This is a genomic window from Buchnera aphidicola (Sarucallis kahawaluokalani) (assembly GCF_005080725.1).
Taxonomy (GTDB): domain Bacteria; phylum Pseudomonadota; class Gammaproteobacteria; order Enterobacterales; family Enterobacteriaceae; genus Buchnera_L; species Buchnera_L aphidicola_AF.
In genome coordinates, this window is sequence record NZ_CP032999.1 from 333,214 (window position 1) to 351,945 (window position 18,732).

Sequence of the window (18,732 nt, forward strand, 5' to 3'; positions counted from 1 at the left end):
TTTATTTACCTAACATTCTCTGCGTATTAAAAAATACACTCATAGAAGTAAATATCATACAAAAATCTTATACAATACAAAATAATATGAAAAAACAAACATGGAATATAAAAATTGCCCAGGATATTGCAAAAAAAGAATCCATTACCTTAACACCTGACCATTGGGAAGTTATTTATTTTATTAGAAAATGCTATACAGAATTTCATGTTATCCCACCTAACAGAATGTTGTTAAAGTTAATGAAAAATTTTTTTACAATTGAAAAATGTAATAATAAATATTTATTATCTTTATTCCCAAAAGGTATACGACAACAAGCAAATAAAATTGCAGGATTACCAAAATCTAAAATATGTTTATAAAAAAATATAATTTATAATAAATGAAAAATTTATAACAAAAATAACTATAATAGACCAAAAAAATAATAATTTTAAAAAAAATAAATTATTCGAAAAAAGATAATATATGTAGGATATTATCATCCAGAATAAAGAACTTATAAAAAATAATATAAAATATACGATATTAATGTAATTTAAGATGTAAAAAAATAAAATCACTACCATAAAAATCATAATATAGTAAAATATATTTTTTAGAGTAGTAATTTTTCCGTTTTTTATAACAATAGTTGGTATTTTAGCAATTTTATAATCATTGTGATGTATGATAAAAATAGTATAAGAATGTGGAATCTGCCAGATAAAATATAAAAAAAATAATAGTATTGCCTTAAAATCAATATAATTAGTTACTGAACAATACCCAATTAATGGAGGCATAGCTCCTGCAATACTACCTGTTATAATATCATAAATTGAAATACGTTTCATATATGTATATATTATTACGTAAAATATAAATCCTATAGTAGCTAAAAAAGCTGATAATATGTTTACAAAAAAAACAAATGTTACTATACTTAATAAAAATAATAAACATGCTACTATTTTAGCATATATAATGAAATGCTTTTTATGTATTAAAATTCTATCTTTAGTACGAAACATTTTATGATCAATGCTAATATCAATAATATTATTAAATATACAACCAGAAGCAATCATCATTGCTGTCCCTAACAATACACATAATAAAAAAATAAAACTAAATTTTTTTTTTACAGCAAAAAAAAAACTTCCAATTACTGCAATTAAATTGACTAAAATAATCCTTGGTTTTATTAATTGAAAAATTTTTTTCATTATGTAATATGATGACTATGGTAATAAAAATGATGATTCAAATTGCACATAATCCATATTGAACCTGAAATAATAATCAAAATAATTAAGAATGTGAAAAGTAAAAAAATAAAATTCCAATAATTTTTCGAAGAGTAACTCAAATGTAAAAAAATTTTTAAATGTACAACACACTGTATGACAGCACAAAATATTATTATCATTAATGCAACATATACTTTAAAAATATGCGAAAATACTATAAAAAAGGGTATTGTTGTTAAAAAAATAGAAAATAAAAATCCAAAAAAATATAATTTTATTTCTTTTAAAAAACAGCTTAACGATAAAGTAGAATTATTCATAATATATTTCCAGATAAATATACTATAGTAAAAATACAAATCCAAATTATATCTAAAAAATGCCAGAATAAACTAAAACATAAAATGTTCACATAAAATTTATTACTTGTACGCAACTTATTTGCTTGAAATAACAATCCTATTATCCAAAACAAACCACATGCAATGTGTATACCATGCATACCAATTAATGTAAAAAAAGAAGAAAAGAATCCATTTTTTTGCGGTGTATATCCCAAGTTTACTAAATTAAAAAATTCATTTAATTCGAAATATAAAAATAAGCTACCCATCAAAAAAGTTAATATCAAAAATATATATGTAAATAATATTTTTTGATATTTTACACTAAGAACTACTACTCCGCAAAAAATAGAACTAATTAATAAAATAATTGTTTCTAAAAAAACTATTTTTAAGTCAAAAATATTATGATTGATCTTAACATTAATGCGTACAACACAATACACTGCAAACATAGTTGCAAATAATATACAATCACTCATTAAATATAACCAAAATCCAAACGTATTATTACTTTGTAAAACATTACACTTATCTAAAATGTTTTTATGCTTATGTATCATATGATGCATTATTTATTTTCCTTTCAAGATTAAAATAATGTATTTTGTTCTATATTTTGCACTTCAATATGTGTAATATAATAATGATCAATATAAAAACTATATACAAAAAAAACTAATATGCTCAAAATAGAAAAAAATATACACATCCACCAAATATGCCAAACCATAGAAAAACCAATAAAAAAAGAAAAAATACCTAATAAAATTCCCAAAGAAGTATTTTTTGGCATATGAATATCTTTATATACATTATTTTTATATAACACGCCTTTTTGTTTATTATACCAAAAATCATCTATGCTACTTACATTTGGAATGCATGCAAAATTATAAATCGGTGGAGGAGATGTAGTACTCCATTCTAATGTTCTTCCATCCCATGGATCACCAGTGTCATCATAATTCAATCTTCTATTTTTAATAGAGATATATAATTGTATCATTTGACATAATATGCCCAATGAAATGAATCCTACACCAATCATAGATATAGACAACATAAAATGAAATTTATAAGTAATATTTTGACTAATCCTACGTGTCATACCCATTAAACCTAAATAATATAAAGGCATAAAAGTAACAAAAAATCCTATTATCCAGAAAAAAAAAGATAATTTCCCCCATTTTTCATTTAATATAAAACCAAATAATTTTGGAAACCAATATGTAATACCTGCAAAACATCCAAAAACAACACCTCCAATAATAACAGTATGAAAATGTGCTACTAAAAATAAACTATTGTGTAAAATAAAATCAATAGCAGGTATCGATAAAATCACTCCAGCCATACCACCAATTGTAAAAGTAATTAAAAATCCAATAGTCCACAACATAGCAGAATGAATACGAATTCTTCCTTGATACATTGTAAAAAGCCAATTAAATATTTTTACACCTGTTGGAATTGCAATAATCATAGTAGTAATTCCAAAAAAAGCATTTACATTTGCACCAGAACCCATAGTAAAAAAATGATGTAACCATACTACGAAAGATAATATCGTAATAGAAATCGTTGCCCATACAAGAGATACATAACCAAATAATCTTTTTTTAGAAAAAGTAGATACTACCTCGGAAAATACACCAAATGCAGGTAAAATTAAAATATATACTTCAGGATGTCCCCAAATCCAAATTAAATTAATATACATCATAGCATTTCCGCCAAAACTATTAGTAAAAAAATGAAATCCACAATAACGATCTAAACTTAATAATATTAATGTCATTGTAAAAACAGGAAACGCAGAAATAATTAAAATATTTGAACACAGTGCAGTCCATACAAACACTGGCATTTTAAATAAATTCATACCAGGAGCACGCATTTTTAAAATTGTAACAATAAAATTTACTCCACTTAACGTAGTACCAATTCCAGCAATTTGTAAACTCCAAATCCAGTAATCTACACCCACTCCTGAACTATACTGCATTTCAGATAAAGGAGGATATGCTAACCATCCTGTTTGTGCAAATTCCCCAATAACCAAAGATACATTTACTAACATTGCACCACTGACAGTTAACCAAAAACTTAAATTATTTAAAAATGGAAATGCTACGTCTCTGGCACCAATCTGTAAAGGTACTGCTAAATTCATTAATGAAGTAATTAAAGGCATAGCAACAAAAAAAATCATAATTACACCATGTACAGTAAAAATCTGATCGTAATGATGTGGTGTTAAAAAACCTGTACTTTTATTCGAAACATAAAATTGTTGCAAACGCATCATACAAGCATCAATAAATCCTCTAAATAACATCACAAATGCTAAAATTAAGTACATAACTGATATTTTTTTATGATCAACAGAAGTAAACCATTGCGACCATAAGTATTTCCATTGTTTCAAGTAAGTGATTACAGATACTATCATCAAAATAACAAAAGAAATGATAGCAAACGTTACCATAATAATAGGTTCATTATACGGAATACTATTAATAGTTAATTTTCCAAACATTTTATTTCCTCTAATATAACTTGAATGCATTTTTCATAGTAATTAATAAATAATTAAGATAACATTCTATACATCACTCTGTTAAATAAATTAGGGTACACAGAAGAAAAATACTTCACTGAATGCAATAAACTTGGTTGTGCTATTAACTGAAACTTATGAAAAGTATTTAATTTTTCAGGAACATGTTGTACTCGTTTCACCCATTTATGAAAAATATAATTATTTGGCACAACAATCGTATTAAATTTCATATTTGAAAATCCTTGACCATTATAATTTGAGGACAAACCGTGGTAAACACCAGGAAACTTTGCCATCAAATTTAATACACTATTCATTTTCGGCATAGCATAAATCTGACTTCCTAATTTTGGAATAAAAAACGCACTCATTACAGAACTAGAAGTAATATTAAAATGAATTGGAGTATTATTTGGTATGACAATCTCATTCATAGTAGCAATATGTGCTTCAGGGTATACAAATAACCAATTCCAATCTAATGCAATTACATTAATAATTACAGGTTTACGTACCGATATTATCTTTTTTCTTGGATCTAATCCATTAGATGTTTGCCAAGCTAAAGCTGCAAGAAAACAAACAATCATCACAGGAATAAACCAAACCATTAATTCAACTTTTGTAGAATAAGACCAGTTAGGAGTATAAGTACTCATCTTAACATGACGATATTTATATACAAAAAATAAAGTCATCAGAATTACAGGTATTACTAATGTTAACATAGCAACAAAAGCAATGAATATCAATTGATACTGTTTTATTGCTACAATACCTGCAGGATGAAAAATAGTTCTATGACAACCAACTAATAAAAATATTCCTAACATTAATATAACCTTTTCAAAAATATTTCTGTTATTCATGCAATTTATATAATCCTCAATAACATTTTATTATTTAATCAAATATTGATGTAATCTATTATTAATATAATATATTATAGAAAGTAATATAAAATCATTACTGATAAAATATATTAAGAAAATAATGAATTATTATTTTAAATATTATAGGAATAGAATAATTATGTTATCCAAAATAAAAAAATACTTTAATACTGAAATTGTTAAAATATATGATAATAGTATGTATCATAAAAATAATAATTCTAAAAAACATCTAACAATACTAATTGTTAGTAACGCCTTTGTTCAAAAAAGTATTCTAAATCGACACCGACAAGTATATCAAGCTTTGTCAAAAGAAATAAATAATACAATTTATGCACTTTCTATACATACGTATACTTTCCATGAATGGAAAAAAAATAATATAATAAATATCAAAAAAAATATATGTAAATTTATGTAATATTTTACAATGATATTACTGCAAAATACATTATACTACAATGTACTAATCAGTATAAATACCAATTTTAAATATATTACAATTATTTAATACGATTCAAAAATACATATTGAAAAATATTTTTATTAAAATTTATTTTAATACTATATTAATCAAGATAGGAAAAACCATGAAATTTTTTTTAAACAAAAATAACGATTTTGAGCAAGAATTAAAAATTAAAGTCCCAAATACAGAAATAAATATAGTACGTAAAAAGGTAATTGTAAATATTAAAAAAAAAATAAATATACCTGGGTTCAGGAAAAATAAAATTCCAATTGAAATAATACAACAAAAATATAACAATCATATAGAAAACAAGACTATTCAAAATACTATATATAATAATTTAAAAAAAATTCTTTTAAAAAAAAAAATACATATTATCAATGAACCAAAAATTATTATCCATCAATATCCAAAAAATACTGATTTAATTTACTCAGTATATTTCCAGTCTATTCCAGAAATTAATTTAAATACATTTAAAACATTGCACATCCAAAAAAAAACAATTATCATAGATGATTTAGATGTTACAAATTATATTAATCAAAATCAAAATCAAAAAATTAATTGGAAAAAAAACTACAATCAAATTCAAGACAATGATAAAGTAACTATATATTATCAAATTGAATCTAATAATACATTTAAAAATACAAAAATCAACAAGTTAACATTTACAATAAAAAAAAAAGAAATTATTACACAAATAGAAAAACAATTAATAAATAAACAATTAAATAATATCATTATTGTGCAAATAAAAATACCAGCACAACATCCCGACATAAGATACAAAAACAAAACATTAAAAATAAAAATTCACATTGGGAAAGTATTAACGCCTTACATAACATACTCAAAAAATACATTTAATAATGTATTAGAAAAAAAAAAAAAATTATATAATGAGAATTTAAAAAATACTATAAAAAACAAATTAAAACAATATGCTCTTAGATTAGAATATACAGAATTAAAAAAACAAATTATACAAAACATTAAAAAAAATCACATCATTAATATACCAGATATTTTTTTACAAGAAAAAATAAAAAAAATGCAAGATATATATATAAAACAATATATACAAAAATCAAAAAATATATTTTATCCAAAATATTATAAAAACCTTACAAAAAAAATTATCAATGATCTTCAAATTGAATTAATTATAAAATCTATTACACATCAAAAAAACATTCGTGTAACAGAAAAAGAAATAGACCAATACATTCAATGGGAAAAAAAAAATAATTTACAATTTCAAAAAATTATGCAAATACCACAACACAAAAAAAATATACTGAACTACATACATAACATTATTTTAGAAAAAAAAATCATTCATAATTTATCATCTTATTTTACAATCCAACACAAAACATATAATTTAAGAGATATAATAATACAAAAAAAAATACAAAAGAACATATAAAATATTTAAATAATCTTGAAAATATTCAAAACAGGAAAAATAATGTTTAAAAATAAAAAAAAAAATATTTTTAATAAAAATTTAATACCTATGGTTGTTGAAAAAAATAATACCGGAGAAAGATCGTATGATATATATTCTCGGCTTTTAAAGGAGAGAATTATTTTTATTACAGGTAAAATTGAAGATTATATGTCTAATACTATTATTGCACAAATGCTATTTCTAGAATCAGAAAATCCAAAAAAAGATATTTTTTTATATATTAACTCTCCAGGAGGGATAGTTACATCTGGTATGTCTATTTATGATACAATGCAATTTATTGAACCAGATATTAATACAATTTGTATTGGACAAGCATGTTCAATGGCAGCAATACTTTTATGTGCAGGAACAAAAAATAAAAGATTCTGTTTAAAACACTCAAGAATAATGATCCATCAACCTATCGGTGGTTATCAAGGGCAAGCATCAGATATTATGATACATACTCAAGAAATTATTAAAACAAAAAATATAATTAATAAAATTTTGTCTTTACATACAGGACAAAAAATTACAACAATAGAAAAAGATACTGAAAGAGATTGTTTTTTTAATGCAAAAGAATCAAAAAAATATGGATTAATTGATAAAATATTATATTATCGTAAGGAAAAAAATTCTGTATAACATATCAATTGATGTAAAATTACGTGATAAAAAAATTTGCATAATACCCACAATTTTAGATGCTGTACTATTTGATATTATAATCATCGCAATATAGGAGAAATATATCTAATATGAAAAATCATGAAAATATACAATTCAAATTAACACCAAAAAAAATAAAAAAAGAATTAGATCAATATATAGTAGGACAAAATTTTGCAAAAAAAATATTATCAGTAGCAGTTTATAATCATTACAAGCGTATTTTATATGAAAATTATCCAACAAATACAGAAAAAATTGAAATTAAAAAAAGCAACATATTAATGATTGGTCCTACTGGATGCGGAAAAACATTATTAGCTGAAACATTAGCAAAAATTCTCAATATTCCATTTGTGATTGCTGATGCAACTACATTAACCGAAGCAGGATATGTAGGTGATGATGTTGAAAATATTTTACAAAAATTATTACAAAAATGTCAATATGAAATAATTAAAGCCGAAACAGGAATTATATACATTGATGAAATTGATAAAATTGCTAAAAAATCAAATAATATTTCAATCACACGAGATGTTTCAGGTGAAGGAGTACAGCAGGCGTTACTAAAAATTATTGAAGGTACAATTGCTTCTGTACCACCACAAGGTGGAAGAAAACATCCCAATCAAAATTGTATACAAATTGATACGTCAAAAATATTATTTATTTGCAGTGGAACATTTGATGGATTAGAAAATATTATTCATAATAGGTACAAAAAAAAAAAAAATATTGGTTTTAATAAAAATATTAATGTTACACATGCATATCAACACAAAAAAAATATTTTACAATATATCGAATCAAAAGATTTAATAAAATTTGGTTTAATTCCGGAATTTATCGGTCGTCTACCAATTATCACAACTTTGAATGCACTTGATCAAAATATGTTAACTGATATTTTGTTTATACCAAAAAATGCATTACTAAAACAATACCAAAAGTTATTTCATTTAGAAAATGTTATATTGCATTTTGAACAAAGTGCAATTATAGAAATTGCAAATCAGGCATTAAAAAAAAAAACTGGAGCAAGAGGACTACGAACAATTTTAGAAAACCTTCTATTAGATACAATGTATAATATTCCTTCAATAGATAATGTACATAAAGTCATAATTAATAAATCAGTGGCACAAAAAAAAATTAAACCAATTATGATATATCATAAAAAATAAGAAACAAAATTTAAATTTATTTAACTATAATGAGAATATTTTATCATAAATTTCAAAAATTATTAAAAATTAAAAAATATAAGAATTGTAATCTATTGATGAAAATACTAAAAATAATTATAACAAATTAAGAGAATTATATGAATTCTGAATGTTCTAAGAATATCGTTCTTCCTATATTACCATTAAGAGATATAGTAATATATCCAAATATAATTATACCATTATTTGTAGGACGTAAAAAATCTATTAAATGTATTAAATTTTCTATGAAAAATGATAAAAAAATTATATTAGTAACCCAAAAAATATCAAAAATAGAAAATCCAAATTCTGATGAATTATTTAAAATAGGTACAATAGCAACAATCTTACAAATATTTAAATTGCCTGATGGAACAATAAAAATTTTAGTAAAAGGATTAGAGCGTGGTAAAATAAATAAAATATATAATGATAATAAATTCTTAACAGCAGAAACTGAAATCATTCATTCTTATGAAACAAACAAAAAAGACATCACAATTTGTATGAAAATGGCAGTAGAAAAATTTGAAAAATATTTAAAATTCAATAAAAATATTCCAATTGAAATACTAAAATCTTTATACGATATACATAACTCATCAAAACTATCAGATATTATATCATCGCATATCACACTAAAATTATACGATCAACAAAAAATTTTAGAGATGTTAAACATTAATACAAGATTAGAATATTTAATTCAAACAATGATATCAGAAATCAACTTATTTAAATTAGAAAAGAAAATAAGACATCGTATACAAAATAATATTGAACGTAATCAAAAAGAATATTATTTAAATGAACAAATCAAAGCTATTCAAAAAGAATTAGGTGAAATAGACGGTACTACTAACGAATATGATATTTTAAAAAATAAAATTCAAAAATTAAAAGTACCAAAAAATATAAAAAATAAAGCATTAACAGAATTAAAACGATTAAAAACGATGTCAACAATTTCAGCCGAAGCATCAGTCATACGGAATTATATTGATTGGATTATTCAAGTACCTTGGTCTAATAAAAGTAAAATTAAAAAAAATATTACTCAAGCTAAAATAACTTTAGATAATGATCATTATGGTTTAAAAAAAGTAAAAGATAGAATATTAGAATATTTAGCAGTACAGTCTAGAACAAAAAAAATTAAAGGACCAATTTTATGTTTAGTAGGTCCTCCAGGAGTAGGAAAAACATCGCTAGGAAAATCTATCGCGCGATCTACAGGAAGAAAATATATCAGAATGGCTCTTGGAGGTATACGTGATGAAGCAGAAATTAGAGGACATCGCAGAACTTACATTGGGGCACTACCTGGACGTATCATCCAAAATATGGCTAAGGTAGGGGTAAAAAATCCATTATTTTTATTAGATGAAATTGATAAAATATCACATGATATACGAGTAGACCCTATTGCAGCATTATTAGAAGTATTAGATCCAGAACAAAATACAAATTTTAATGACCATTATTTAGAACTAGATTATGATCTATCACATGTTATGTTTATTGCAACTGCAAACTCAACAAATATTCCAGCGCCATTATTAGATAGAATGGAAATAATTTACTTATCTAGTTATACTGAAGATGAAAAATTTCATATTGCAAAAAAATATTTAAAACCTAAACAAATTCAAAGAAATGCATTACAAGAAAATGAAATAAAAATTTCAGATAATGCTATTAAAGATATTATTCTTTATTATACACGAGAAGCTGGAGTTCGTGGACTTGATAAATCTATTGCTAAAATATGCAGAAAAGTAGTAAAAAAAATCATCACACATCATACAGTTAAAAGTATCACAGTCAATCAAAAAAATTTAAAAAAATATTTAGGAATAAAAAAATTTCATTACGGAAAAATAAAAAAAAAAAATCAAATTGGGCAAGTTAATGGATTAGCTTGGACAGAAGTAGGAGGAGATTTATTAACAATCGAAACAGCTTGTGTACCTGGAAAAGGAAAATTAATATATACAGGATCATTAGGTGAAGTAATGCAAGAATCGATACAAACAGCACTAACTTTTGTTCGTTCGGAAGCAAAAAAATTAAATATTACAAAAAATTTTCACGAAAAATATGATATACACGTACACATGCCAGAAGGTGCAACACCGAAAGATGGACCAAGCGCAGGTATTGCAATTTGCACTTCTATAGTATCAATGCTAACAAATAATCCTGTGCGATCAGATATTGCAATGACCGGAGAAATTACACTCAATGGAAATATATTAATTATTGGAGGATTAAAAGAAAAAATACTTGCAGCACATAGAGGAAAAATCAAACATATTATTATCCCTTACCAAAATAAATATAACCTAGAGGAAATACCAAAAAACATATTATCAAATTTAAATATACATCCGGTTAAAAAAATCCAAGATGTATTACGGTTATCATTAAGCAATAAACCATATGCTATATAAAATATATTTTTGACATAATATTTAGCTGGAAAATATAACTTACATCCAGCCTAAATAACATTTAATATATAATATAAATTATAATCTCCTGAATAAATAAAAATATAAATCATTATTTATAAAATCATTAATCATAATTTTAAATAAAATATTAAATAATATTTCATAATAACATATGAATAAAACTCAAACTAAATTTAATAAATAGGATTTCTGTGAAATTATTTCATAAACTGCGTTGGTATTTTTTACAAGAATGGAAAAAATATTTAGGATCAACAATATTGTTAATTTTTATAGCAATTTTACAACTCATACCACCAAAAATAGTAGGAGTATTAATAGATTCTATAATAATAAAAAAGAAATATGAAAACAAATTATTTTATTGGATTATTTTAATATTTTTAATATCTTTTGTCATATATATTCTCAGATATATCTGGAGAATATTACTGTTCAGCGCAGCTTACAAATTAGCAATTATTTTAAGAGTAAAAATATATCATGCTTTGAGTACAAAAAATACCAACTTTTATCTTCAATATCGTACAGGTGATTTAATGGCGCGATCCACGAATGATATTGATAAAATAGTTTTTGCGGCGGGAGAAGGAGTACTTACATTAGTTGATGCAATTATTACTAGTAGTTCTGTATTAACTATGATGATCGTTTATATTAGTTGGAAATTAACAATAATATCATTAATTCCAATGCCGATTATGACAATTATTCTCACTCAGCATGGAAAAAAATTATACAATATATTTCAGCAAGCACAACAAACATTCTCTAATTTAAATAATCATATACAAGAAAGTATAAAAAATATTTACATGATTAAAAATTTTGGATTAGAAAAATATATAATGAAAAAATTTAAACAAATTAACAAAGATAATACCATAAAAAATGTTAAAGTATCTAAAATAGATGCAAAATTTGACCCAATCATTTATTATACAATTACTTTTTCGAATATGCTTGCCATTTGTAGCGGTAGTTATTTCATTTGGAATAATTACTTATCCATTGGAACACTTACTAGTTTTATCATGTATTTAGGATTAATGACTTGGCCAATGCTTGCTTTTGCATGGATGTTTAATATTATGGAAAGAGGTCATGCCGCTTGGAACCGCATCCAAGAAATTATAAAAAAAGATCTTACTATACAAAATAGTAAATCTTTCCTGTTATTATCTAATAATAAGAAATTAAAAATTCAAATAAAAGAATTTAAATATCCAAATACTATTACTCCAGTATTATATAATATTTTTATTAATATTAAATTTAATGAAGTCATAGGACTTTGTGGTCCAACTGGTAGTGGAAAAAGTACATTACTTAATTTAATTCAAAGAAATTTTGATATTTCAAAAGGAGATATTTTATACAATAATATATCAATTAAAAAAATTAATTTATTCCATTGGAGAAAAAAAATAACATATGTTAATCAGAATATATTTTTATTCTCAGATACCATCAGTAACAATATTGCTTTTGGAAATATCAATGCTACACAAAAGAATATAGAAAATGTAGCGAAATTATCAAATATTCATCATGATATTTTACAATTTCCTCATGGATATCAAACCAAATTTGGAAGAAATGGTATCATGTTATCTGGAGGACAAAAACAAAGAATAGCAATTGCTAGAGCTTTATTAATGAAGTCGGAAATTTTGATATTAGATAATGTATTATCTGCAATGGATATACTAACTCAACATCAAATCCTGAAAAATATATTATCCTGGGGGAAAAACAAACACACAATTATTCTTGTTACACATGAGTTACATATTATGAAAAAATTAAATAATATACTTATTATTCAAAAAGGTAAAATTACAGATCACGGTAAACATAATCAACTGATAAAATACAATAATTGGTATAGTCAATTATACCAACAACAAAAAAAAATTATCAAAATATAATTAATTCAAATAAGGGAAATATATGGCTGATTTTTTACAAGGTTGGCCAACATTAAAACGTTTATTGAAATATAGTCTAAATTATAAAAAAACAATCAGTATAGCATTTTTAATATTATGTATTGCTTCTTACTTAGAAGTATTAGCACCAATATTAGTCAGTTATTTTATTAATAATATCCTTACAAAACATAAATTTAATAAAACAATCATCATAATAATTCTTTTTATGTATTTAACTACACAAATACTATCAACAATATTAAATTACTTACAAGTAATATTATTTAATAACATAGCAATTCAAGTTATACAACAACTAAGAATAGAAATATTCTCCACAATATTAAAACAAAAATTGAAATTTTTTAAAAATCAACCAATTGGAAAAATTGTTTCTATCGTTACGAACGATACAGAAGTCATTAAATTACTGTATGATACAGTATTAACTACAATATTTAAAAACACTGTATTGATATGTATTATACTATCTACAATATTTATTGTACAATGGAAAATGGCAATAATTGTTGCTACAATGTTCCCATGTATAATATTCATTATAATACTTTATCAATACTATAGTATACCTATAATTAGAAAAATGAGAATATATCTTGCTAATATCAATCATACATTTTATGAAATTATTAATGGTATCGCTACTATCCAACAATTTTCACAAGAACATCGTTTTCAAACATACATTCAAAAAATTAGCCAATTACACTATCAAACTAAAATACAAATTTTGAAAATTGATAGTGCTCTTTTACGTCCGTTGATTAGTTTATTATTTGCAATGGTATTATGTGGTTTAATGATATTATTCATATTTTCACCAATTAATACAATTACTATAGGTGCTATATATGCTTTTATTAGTTATTTAAACCGATTAAACGAACCGTTGATTACAATAGCTACACAACAATCAATATTACAGCAAGCTATAGTTGCTGGCGAAAGAATTTTTAAAATTATCGATTCTAAAAAAAAACAAAAATATGGAAACGATACAAAACCTATTCAAACAGGTACAATAAATATTAAAAATGTTAGCTTTCAATATAAAAAAAAAGGGCCAAAAATACTTCATAATATTAATTTAAATATTGTATCCAACAGTTTTATTGCTATTATAGGAAAAACTGGCAGTGGAAAAAGTACATTAATAAATTTACTTATGGGTCACTATACTCCCACTACGGGTAATATTTATATTGATAATCGTTTATTATCTGCATTAAATTATCCAGTACTGCGTAATGGAATATATATGGTACAACAAGAACCAACCATATTTATAGGCACTATTAAAGAAAATATTACCTTAGGAAAAAAAATTTCTACAAAAAAAGTATGGGATGTTTTAAAAAAAGTACAATTATACTATTTTATACAATCCTTGCCTAAAAAAATCAATTTTAAATTAAACGAAAAAGGAGATAATTTATCGATTGGACAAAAGCAATTATTGTCTATAGCGCGAATTTTAATCTTAAAACCAAAAATACTAATATTGGATGAAGCAACAGCAAATATAGATACTACAACAGAGAAAATCATTCAAAAAACTTTAAATCAAATTAATAAAACAACAACTATTATTGTTATTGCACATCGATTATCAACAATTATTCAATCAGATAATATAGTTATTTTAAAAAATGGTAAAATTGTAGAAACTGGAAATCATAAAAAATTAATAAAAAATAAAGGAATATATTACAATATGTGTCATATTAAATGATTTAATATTACAAGAGTTGCTAGCTCCACAATACCTGCTTTTATTTAATTTAGCTGCTTCCTTCCGGACCTGACTAGTTATTTAAACTATGACAGTATTGGAGCTAACAAATTTAATACATTATAAAAATTACTTTATATATCATTATAATCATACATAAAAATAAAAAAAAATACAATATTATCCTGATTATAAATCCTCAAAATACAAATTATTTAAAAATTTATAATATAATACCTTAAAATATTAAAAATAAAAAAGCGATGAATTACAAAATTTTAGCAAGGAAATGGAGACCAAAAAATTTTTCTGAAGTTATTGGTCAACCCCACATTATACAAACTATTAAAAATAGTTTTCTATTAAATAAAATACATCAATCATGGATTTTTTATGGTACACATGGTACCGGAAAAACAACTATAGCTCGATTGTTATCACAAGTTTTAAACTGTACAAACAAAAAGGAAATTTATCAAGCATGTCATACATGTACAAATTGTAAAGATATAGAAAATAAATGTTTTCCTGATTTATTTGAAATAGATGCTGCTTCTAAAACTAAAATAGAAGATATTAAAGAATTATTAGATACAATAAAATATATTCCTATACAAGGAAAATTTAAAATTTATTTAATTGATGAAGTACATATGCTGTCTAAATATAGCTTTAATGCACTATTAAAAATTTTAGAAGAACCACCAAAATATGCAAAATTTATTTTAATTACTACTGAAATTCAAAAAATACCAAAAACTATTATATCAAGATGTATTTTTTTACACTTTAAGTTAATCAATAATATAGAAATTGAAAAATATTTAAATAAAATATTAAAATTAGAAAAAATTATTTTTGAACCATCAGCTTTAAAAATTCTTGCTACATATGCTAATGGCAGTATACGAGATGTATTAAATTTAACTGAACAAATGATATTATTTAGTAATCAAAATATTACAAAACAAAAAACATTAAATATGTTAGGAATGTTAGATAAAAATCAAGTATTAAAAATTATAATCTCTATTCTACAAAAAGATTCTTTAAAATTAATTAAATTATTACAAAAAATTTATAATACAAACATATCATTAGAACAAATTTTTACCAAAATATTAAAAATATTGTATGATATTATTATATTACAAAAAATACCAGAATATTATAATATAGATAGATCATCTGAATATTATAATACAATATTCAAAATATCTCAGAACGTCAATTATGAAGAATTAAAAAAATATTATAAAATAATTTTATACGGAAAAAAAAAAATACATCTTTTTCCTAATATGCGTATTGGAATAGAACTTACTTTATTACATCTATTACATATAGTACATGATAAAATTGATTTTGTAAAATATTAAAGTATAGTAAAATGATAAATAAAAATGTATTTTTAATTCGCATTAATAAATATTTATATGAGGTTACAATATATGTTTGATGCAAACAACATTAATAATTTTATGAAACAAGCAAAAGAAATACAAGAAAAAATGAAAAACGTACAAAAATCAATTAATATTATGAAAATAACAGGAGAATCTGGAGCAGGACTAGTACAAATTACGCTCAATGGTAAATATCATTGTATAAAAGTAAAAATTGACAATAGCTTATTAAAAAAATCCGAAAAAAATATACTAGAAGATTTAATAACAGCAGCATTTAATGATGCAAATAAAAAAATTAATGAAGAACGAAAAAATAAAATATCCAATATTAACCCAGGAATTCCACTACCTAATGATATTAATCTCATGATATAAATTGTCATAAAAAAAAATAAATAAAAAATATTAGGAAATAAATATGAAAAAAAATACAAAAGAAAAATATCAATTTCAATCTGAAACAAAACAATTATTACATTTAATGATACATTCTTTATACTCTAACAAAGAAATTTTTATTAGAGAACTAATTTCTAATGCATCCGATGCTATCAATAAAATGAAATTTAATATTTTATCTAATAAAATTCATAAAACAAATTATAAAGAATATATCAGAATCATTATCAATAAAAAAGAAAAAAAAATTGTTATTTCTGATAATGGTATAGGAATGACAAAAGATGAAATTATTAACAACTTAGGTATGATTGCTAACTCAGGAACAAAAAAATTTTTAAGCGAACTACCAAAAGAACATTCCAAAATAAATCAATTAATAGGGAATTTTGGTGTTGGGTTTTATTCAACATTTATAGTATCTCAAACAGTTATTGTAAAAACAAAACATATCGATGAACAAGAATCAAATTATGGTGTTTTATGGGAATCTCAAGGACAAGGAGAATATTTTATTGAAAAAATAAAAAAAGAAAATCATGGTACAGATGTTGAAATATATTTAAAAGAAACAGAAATAGAATTTTTAGAAGATTGGAAGATAAAAAGTATTATTAAAAAATATTCAGACCATATTTCAGCGCCAATAGAAATTCAAGAATATAATCAAAAAAATAAAACTTTTTCATGGATACAAGTAAATAAAGGAAAAGCGCTATGGAAATTAAAAAAAACTGATATTACAAAAAATGAATATCAAGAATTTTATAAAAATCTTACAAATGATATTCATGAACCAATCAGTTGGATGCATAGCACAATTGAAGGAACATATGAATATACTTATTTATTATATATACCAAGTAAATTAACATGGAATATATTAGACCCCGAAAATAAAAAAAGTGGATTAAAATTATATATTAAAAAAATTTACATTATGGATGATGTAAATCAATTCCTGCCAAATTATTTACGTTTTATTAAAGGAGTGTTAGATACTAACAGCTTACCAATTAATATTTCTAGAGAAATTTTACAAAATAATAATATTACACAAAAAATAAAAAACACGATCACAAAAAAAATATTAAAATTTATTCATCAATTATCATTAAATGATGATCAAAAATACAAAATATTTTGGAAAGAATTTGGATTAATTTTCAAAGAAGGAATAGCAGAAGATATTCAAAATCAAGAAATTATTGCAAGTTTATTACGATTTTCATCTATCCAAACAAATTCTGAACAACAAACTTTATCACTAGAAACGTATATTCAAAATATGCATGAAAAGCAAAAAAAAATATATTTTCTTATTGCTGAAAACTATGAAGCAGCTAGTACGAGTCCTCATTTAGAAATATTTCGAAAAAATAATATTGATGTTTTATTACTATCAGAACGTATTGATGAATGGATGATGAATTATTTAACTACTTTTAAAAATAAAACATTTCAATCTATTAACAAAATTGATCAAGAATCTGAGAAATTATTTTATACAGATCAAAATATTAAAATTACAACAAAAATAAAAACTTTATTACATGATATTGAAGAAATTTTAAAAAAAAATATTATTTCTGCCCAAATTAGTCAAAGATTGACTGAAAGTCCTGCAATACTACTCTCAGATAAAAATTCTGTTAGCTCTCACATGTTAAAATTATTTGCTGCAACAGGAAAAAAAATACCTGCAATAAAATATACTTTACAAATTAACCCTAAACATCCTTTAATTAAAAAAATAATTCAAATTACTGAAATTAAAAAACGTAAATTATGGATTCAAATGTTATTTGATCAAGCATTGCTTTCTGAACAAGGCTCATTAAAAAATCCAAATCATTTTATCAAAACTATCAATAAATTACTAATAGAACAATAAATCCT

At 23.1% G+C, this 18,732-nt stretch carries 16 protein-coding genes and 1 other RNA gene; 11 read left to right on the forward strand and 6 right to left on the reverse strand.

From position 1 onward, the window contains the following. Positions 1-86: 86 nt before the first annotated feature. On the forward strand, positions 87-365 hold the full coding sequence (locus tag D9V78_RS01525; protein WP_158350744.1) for a TusE/DsrC/DsvC family sulfur relay protein: 279 nt from the start codon (positions 87-89) through the stop codon (positions 363-365). Here D9V78_RS01525 and cyoE read toward each other — a convergent pair. From cyoE to cyoA, 5 genes are read right to left on the reverse strand one after another with little or no spacing between them, the layout of a single operon-like run. Continuing rightward, positions 360-1,211 (reverse strand): heme o synthase, encoded by an 852-nt coding sequence (gene cyoE / locus D9V78_RS01530; protein WP_158350746.1) that lies wholly within the window; start codon positions 1,209-1,211, stop codon positions 360-362. The genes D9V78_RS01525 and cyoE overlap by 6 nt on opposite strands. Beyond that, complete coding sequence (cyoD, locus tag D9V78_RS01535) at positions 1,211-1,555, reverse strand: cytochrome o ubiquinol oxidase subunit IV (protein WP_158350748.1); 345 nt, start codon at positions 1,553-1,555, stop codon at positions 1,211-1,213. The genes cyoE and cyoD overlap by 1 nt, the downstream gene beginning before the upstream one ends. Then, positions 1,552-2,151, reverse strand: coding sequence for a cytochrome c oxidase subunit 3 (locus D9V78_RS01540; RefSeq protein ID WP_261978884.1), 600 nt, complete (start codon positions 2,149-2,151; stop codon positions 1,552-1,554). The genes cyoD and D9V78_RS01540 overlap by 4 nt, the downstream gene beginning before the upstream one ends. Positions 2,152-2,171: 20 nt before the next feature. Continuing rightward, complete coding sequence (gene cyoB, locus D9V78_RS01545; RefSeq protein WP_158350750.1) at positions 2,172-4,124, reverse strand: cytochrome o ubiquinol oxidase subunit I; 1,953 nt, start codon at positions 4,122-4,124, stop codon at positions 2,172-2,174. Positions 4,125-4,177: 53 nt separating this feature from the next. Continuing rightward, a complete protein-coding gene (gene cyoA / locus D9V78_RS01550; RefSeq protein WP_261978885.1) occupies positions 4,178-5,017 on the reverse strand; it encodes a ubiquinol oxidase subunit II in 840 nt (279 codons plus the stop codon). 163 nt (positions 5,018-5,180) lie between these two features. On the opposite strand from cyoA, the gene D9V78_RS01555 reads away from it, so the two are divergent. The 7 genes from D9V78_RS01555 (at position 5,181) to D9V78_RS01585 (ending at position 15,025) form a co-directional block, all read left to right on the forward strand. Beyond that, entirely contained in the window at positions 5,181-5,465 is a 285-nt protein-coding gene (locus D9V78_RS01555; protein ID WP_187306103.1) for a BolA family protein, read from the forward strand. A 169-nt stretch (positions 5,466-5,634) separates the two neighbouring features. Next, positions 5,635-6,951 (forward strand): trigger factor, encoded by a 1,317-nt coding sequence (gene tig, locus D9V78_RS01560; protein WP_158350756.1) that lies wholly within the window; start codon positions 5,635-5,637, stop codon positions 6,949-6,951. 42 nt (positions 6,952-6,993) lie between these two features. Continuing rightward, positions 6,994-7,626, forward strand: coding sequence for an ATP-dependent Clp endopeptidase proteolytic subunit ClpP (gene clpP / locus D9V78_RS01565; protein ID WP_158350759.1), 633 nt, complete (start codon positions 6,994-6,996; stop codon positions 7,624-7,626). 104 nt (positions 7,627-7,730) lie between these two features. After that, on the forward strand, positions 7,731-8,837 hold the full coding sequence (clpX, locus tag D9V78_RS01570; RefSeq protein WP_410051746.1) for an ATP-dependent Clp protease ATP-binding subunit ClpX: 1,107 nt from the start codon (positions 7,731-7,733) through the stop codon (positions 8,835-8,837). A 140-nt stretch (positions 8,838-8,977) separates the two neighbouring features. Further along, positions 8,978-11,314 carry an endopeptidase La gene (lon, locus tag D9V78_RS01575; protein ID WP_158350763.1) on the forward strand — a complete coding sequence of 779 codons (2,337 nt, stop codon included), beginning with the start codon at positions 8,978-8,980 and terminating at the stop codon, positions 11,312-11,314. Between the two features lie 215 nt (positions 11,315-11,529). Beyond that, complete coding sequence (locus tag D9V78_RS01580) at positions 11,530-13,269, forward strand: ABC transporter transmembrane domain-containing protein (RefSeq protein WP_158350765.1); 1,740 nt, start codon at positions 11,530-11,532, stop codon at positions 13,267-13,269. A 22-nt stretch (positions 13,270-13,291) separates the two neighbouring features. Continuing rightward, the gene (locus D9V78_RS01585; RefSeq protein WP_158350767.1) at positions 13,292-15,025 is read left to right on the forward strand and encodes an ABC transporter transmembrane domain-containing protein; all 1,734 of its coding nucleotides are present in this window, start codon (positions 13,292-13,294) and stop codon (positions 15,023-15,025) included. Positions 15,026-15,037: 12 nt separating this feature from the next. Here the strand turns inward: D9V78_RS01585 and ffs are convergent. After that, positions 15,038-15,136, reverse strand: an RNA gene (ffs, locus tag D9V78_RS01590) — signal recognition particle sRNA small type. Positions 15,137-15,288: 152 nt separating this feature from the next. On the opposite strand from ffs, the gene dnaX reads away from it, so the two are divergent. From dnaX to htpG, 3 genes are read left to right on the forward strand one after another with little or no spacing between them, the layout of a single operon-like run. Continuing rightward, positions 15,289-16,404 (forward strand): DNA polymerase III subunit gamma/tau, encoded by a 1,116-nt coding sequence (dnaX, locus tag D9V78_RS01595; RefSeq protein ID WP_158350769.1) that lies wholly within the window; start codon positions 15,289-15,291, stop codon positions 16,402-16,404. A 57-nt stretch (positions 16,405-16,461) separates the two neighbouring features. Beyond that, positions 16,462-16,809, forward strand: a complete 348-nt coding sequence (locus D9V78_RS01600) for a YbaB/EbfC family nucleoid-associated protein (RefSeq protein ID WP_261978886.1) — start codon at positions 16,462-16,464, stop codon at positions 16,807-16,809. 43 nt (positions 16,810-16,852) lie between these two features. Then, positions 16,853-18,727: a molecular chaperone HtpG gene (htpG, locus tag D9V78_RS01605; protein WP_158350771.1), complete on the forward strand. Its 1,875-nt coding sequence runs from the start codon at positions 16,853-16,855 to the stop codon at positions 18,725-18,727. Positions 18,728-18,732 lie beyond the last annotated feature (5 nt).